This window comes from Pseudonocardia pini, from assembly GCF_013870575.1.
Classification (GTDB): domain Bacteria; phylum Actinomycetota; class Actinomycetes; order Mycobacteriales; family Pseudonocardiaceae; genus Pseudonocardia; species Pseudonocardia pini.
On the sequence record NZ_JACBXB010000525.1, the window covers coordinates 1 to 3,965 of the forward strand.

Annotated in this window: 5 protein-coding genes; 3 read left to right on the plus strand and 2 right to left on the minus strand. The window is 73.3% G+C overall.

The genetic code is table 11. The features are described from left to right. Both H5J29_RS23885 and H5J29_RS23890 read left to right on the plus strand, forming a co-directional pair. On the plus strand, window positions 1-333 hold a 333-nt coding region (locus H5J29_RS23885), incomplete at its 5' end, for an FtsB family cell division protein (RefSeq protein WP_181783275.1). Beyond that, window positions 330-806: a DUF501 domain-containing protein gene (locus tag H5J29_RS23890; protein WP_181783276.1), complete on the plus strand. Its 477-nt coding sequence runs from the start codon at window positions 330-332 to the stop codon at window positions 804-806. The genes H5J29_RS23885 and H5J29_RS23890, both read left to right, overlap by 4 nt. Before the next feature lie 148 nt (window positions 807-954). Here the strand turns inward: H5J29_RS23890 and H5J29_RS23895 are convergent, their stop codons facing one another. Beyond that, window positions 955-1,542 (minus strand): TIGR03086 family metal-binding protein, encoded by a 588-nt coding sequence (locus H5J29_RS23895; protein ID WP_181783277.1) that lies wholly within the window; start codon window positions 1,540-1,542, stop codon window positions 955-957. 53 nt (window positions 1,543-1,595) lie between these two features. Here H5J29_RS23895 and H5J29_RS23900 point away from each other — a divergent pair, with 53 nt between their 5' ends. Beyond that, window positions 1,596-2,036 (plus strand): MarR family winged helix-turn-helix transcriptional regulator, encoded by a 441-nt coding sequence (locus H5J29_RS23900; RefSeq protein WP_312858373.1) that lies wholly within the window; start codon window positions 1,596-1,598, stop codon window positions 2,034-2,036. 124 nt (window positions 2,037-2,160) lie between these two features. On the opposite strand, the gene H5J29_RS23905 is transcribed toward H5J29_RS23900, so the two are convergent. Next, on the minus strand, window positions 2,161-3,753 hold the full coding sequence (locus H5J29_RS23905; RefSeq protein ID WP_312858374.1) for an acyl-CoA dehydrogenase family protein: 1,593 nt from the start codon (window positions 3,751-3,753) through the stop codon (window positions 2,161-2,163). Between the last annotated feature and the right edge of the window lie 212 nt (window positions 3,754-3,965).

The following is a 3,965-nucleotide window of genomic DNA, read 5'->3' on the forward strand; positions in this document are numbered from 1 at the left end:
CTGGCGATCGTGGTCTGCGCGCTCGCGCTCACCGTCGCGGTGCCGCTGCGCAACTACGTGGCGCAGCGGCAGGACCTGGCCGCGGTCACCGCCCAGCAGCAGGCGCTGCAGGCGGAGGTCGCCGAGCTGAACGAGCAGAAGTCCCGGCTGTCCAACCCGGACGAGGTGGCCGCGGAGGCGCGGTCGCGGCTCGGGTACGTACGGCCCGGCGAGGTGCCCTACGTGGTGCAGCTGCCGAACACGCTGTCGGCCGAGGAGGTCGAGGCCGCCCGCCGGGCCACGCCCTGGTACCGGTCACTGTGGAGCGAGGTCACGGAAGGAGCGCCGCGATGAGCATCTCCGCGCTGGACCACGACCGGGTCACCGCGCAGCTCGGCCGGGCGCCCCGCGGGATGCGCCTGGTCGCGGCGCGCTGCCCCTCCGGGCACCCGAACGTCGTGCAGACCGCACCACGGCTCCCCGACGGCACGCCGTTCCCCACGCTCTACTACCTCACCTGCCCGCGGCTGGCCTCGAAGATCGGCACCCTCGAGGCCTCCGGGCTGATGAAGGACATGACCGACCGCCTCGCCGAGGATGCCGAGCTGGCCGCGCAGTACCGCCGCGCCCACGAGTCCTACCTCGCCGAGCGGGACGCGATCGAGTCCCTGGGCACGTCCGTGAGCGCGGGCGGGATGCCGGACCGGGTGAAGTGCCTGCACGTGCACGTCGCGCACTCCCTGGCGAAGGGCCCCGGCCTCAACCCCTTCGGAGACGAGGCCCTGGAGCTCCTGGGCGACTGGTGGACCGGCACCGACTGCGCGTGACCCGGTTCCGGTCGACCCAGGCGCGAGTCGCCCCGCCGCGCAGCTGAGCTCCTCGACCGATCGGGCCGGCCAGGCGACGGAACCCGGGACGGCTCTGCCCGAGGACTGCCGTGGTGGCCCTGCGAGGAGACCATCGGAGGGGGCGCCGCTACCCGGGCCAGGTCGGGGAGCGGCCGTAGAGGGCCAGTGCTCGGTCGAGGGTGGGTGCCGTGTCCGCGACCTGCAGGCGGGGCCCGAAGGGGGAGCCGGGCTCCAGGCGGCGGTCACCGTCGGGGATCTGCTCGCCCAGCTCCAGCGTGAACCGCACCAGCTCCGCGCTCGGGGCGATGTCCGTTCCCAGGCTGCGGGCGAGGTCCCAGGCGTGCAGGACCGAGTCGACGGTGTGCATGACGACCGCCTGCGATCCCGGGAAGTCGCTCCCGGACAGCTCCGGCAGCGTGAACGGCCGCTCGGAGACTCCGGGCTCGGCGAACGCCTCGACCACGACCGCGGCCGAGGCCACGAGGTCGGCCACCGGATCGGTGCGCAGGCCACCGCCGATCCAGAGCTCCGGATCGGCGCCCTTTCCGCGCGCGGCCGCGGCGAAGCCGAGGTTCTGCACGGTCATATGGTCGAGGAGGTCGGCGACGACCCAGCCCGCACACGGCGTCGGCGCACTGAGCCGGTCGACGGTGACGGAACGCGCGGCGGCGAGGGTCAGGTCGAGGGACTCGCGATGGAGAGATTTGGTAGGCATAAGCCTATGATAGGCGCGTGCACACTATTTAGTCACCCGGTTACGGTGAGCCCGTGGAGGAGGCACGCCGACCGGATCTCGCCGCGATGCTGGCCCCGCTGGGCAGGGTCCTGCTCGCCGCCGAGGAGCCGATCCTCGCCGAGCACGGCCTGGGGATGTGGGCCTACGCGGTCCTGCTCGGTCTCGGGGAGGGACCCGTGCGCACGCAGGCCGCGCTGGCCCAGGCGATCGGCGCCGACAAGTCGCGCGTCATCCCCGTGCTCGACGAGCTGCAGGAACGCGGCCTGATCGCCCGCAGGCCGGACCCGACCGACCGGAGGGTCCGCCTCGTCGAGATCACCCCGGCAGGGGCCGACCTGCGCGACCGGACCCAGCGGGCGATCCAGGCGGCCGAGGAGACCTACCTCGGCAGGCTCGACCCGGCCGACCGTGGTGCCTTCCTCCGCGCCCTGCAGACCCTCTCGAGGATCGCGCGGGAGCCGGACGGACTCTGAGCGAACGGCACTCTCGCTCAGAAGGAGTGAACGAGAGTGCCGTTCGCTCAATAGGAGTGAGCTTTCAGAAGGAGTGAGCGAGAGTGCCGTTCGTTCAGAAGGAGTGAGCGAGAGTGCCGTTCGCTCAGAGGGTGGGGGTGACGCGCTCCAGGAGGGGCTTCGCGGGGATGCCCTCGGGGAGGGTGCCCGCGGTGCGCCAGGGGCCGTCGGGCTGGAGGCGGCCCGCGAGGAAGGCGTCGGAGACCTCGACCGGCGCCGTGCGCAGCAGCAGCGAGCCCTGCAGGCACAGCGTGAGTAGCTCGGCCAGGCGGCGGGCGCGGCGCGGCTCGGCGTGCTGCAGCTCGGTGCGCAGCACGCTCAGGGTGCGGTCGAAGCGGGCGTCGGCGCCCTGGGCGAGGTCGATCTCGTCGAGCACCGCGTCGACGGACTCGGGCGAGCGGGCGACGGCGCGCAGGACGTCGAGCGCGGTGACGTTGCCCGATCCCTCCCAGATCGAGTTGAGCGGACTCTCCCGGAACAACCGCGGCATCGGCGAGTTCTCCACGTACCCGTTGCCGCCCAAACACTCCAACGCCTCGCCGACCACCGCCGAGGTCCGCTTGCACACCAGGTACTTGGCGGCGGGCAGGGCGAGCCGCAGGAACGCCGTCTCCCCGCGCTCGACGGCCCCGGCCAGACGCAGCGCGAGCGTCGTGGCGGCCTCGGACTCCACCGCGAGCTCCCCGACGACGGCCTGCATCAGCGGCTGGTCGGCCAGTCGGGCACCGAACGCGGAGCGGTGCGCCACGTGGTTCGCGGCCTCGGACAGCGCCGCGCGGGTGGTCCCGGCGGCCCCGAGCACGCAGTCGAGACGGGTCATGGAGACCATCTCGATGATCGTCGGGACGCCGCGGCCCTCCTCCCCGACCCGCCACCCGACGGCGTCGACATACTCGAGCTCGGCCGAGGCGTTGGAGCGGTTGCCGAGCTTGTCCTTGAGGCGCTGGATGCGCAGGGCGTTGCGGGTGCCGTCGGGCAGCACGCGGGGGAGGACGAAGCAGGTGAGCCCGCCCGGGGCCTGCGCCAGCGTGAGGAACAGGTCGTTCATCGGCGCCGAGGTGAACCACTTGTGCCCGACGAGGGTGTACGTCCCGTCCGGCTGTGGGGTCGCGCGGGTGGTGCCGGTGCGGACGTCCGAGCCGCCCTGCTTCTCGGTCATCGACATCCCGGCCAGCTGCCCGCGCTTGCCGAGCGCGAGCCCCGGCTCGTAGACCCGCGTGGTCAGCCCCGCCTCCCACCGAGTGCCGCGCAGCGGCGGAACGGCCGCATAGGTCATCGAGATCGGGCAGCAGTGGCCCTGCTCCAGCGTGCTGACCAGGTAGAACCCTGCGGCCCGGGCGACGTGCGAGCCCTCGGCCCACGCCGTCCCGTGCAGCCCGTTCGCCACCGAGAGCCGCATGAGCGCGTGCCAGGACGGGTGGAACTCGACCTCGTCGATCCGGTGCCCGTACCGGTCGTGGGTGTGCAGGACGGGCTCGTGCACGTTCGCCAGCCGCGCGTGCTCCCGGTACTCCGCCGACCCCACGGCCGCGGCGAGCACCCCGAGATCGGGTGCCGCGCCCTCGCGCCGCAGCGCGTCCGTCAGCGCCGGGTCGCAGGCCAGCGGATCGAACCCGTCCAGCGGTGGGACCTGGTTCGTGACGTCGTGCGTGCTCACAGCGCTGGGAGGGACGGACACCTACCCGAGGGTAACGGCCGACCGGCGGGTGCGCCGGTGAGCCCGCTGTCGGCAGGTCGCCCCGCAGTAGCGCGCCGGACGCCCGGTCGCGGGCTGCCGAACGGGGGTGCCGCACTCCGCGCAGGTGTCACGCAAGTCCGGTTGCGTGACGCGGAGGGAGTCGATCGCCAGACCGGCCATCCGGCGCCCGGCCGGTCCGCCCTCGGCGACCA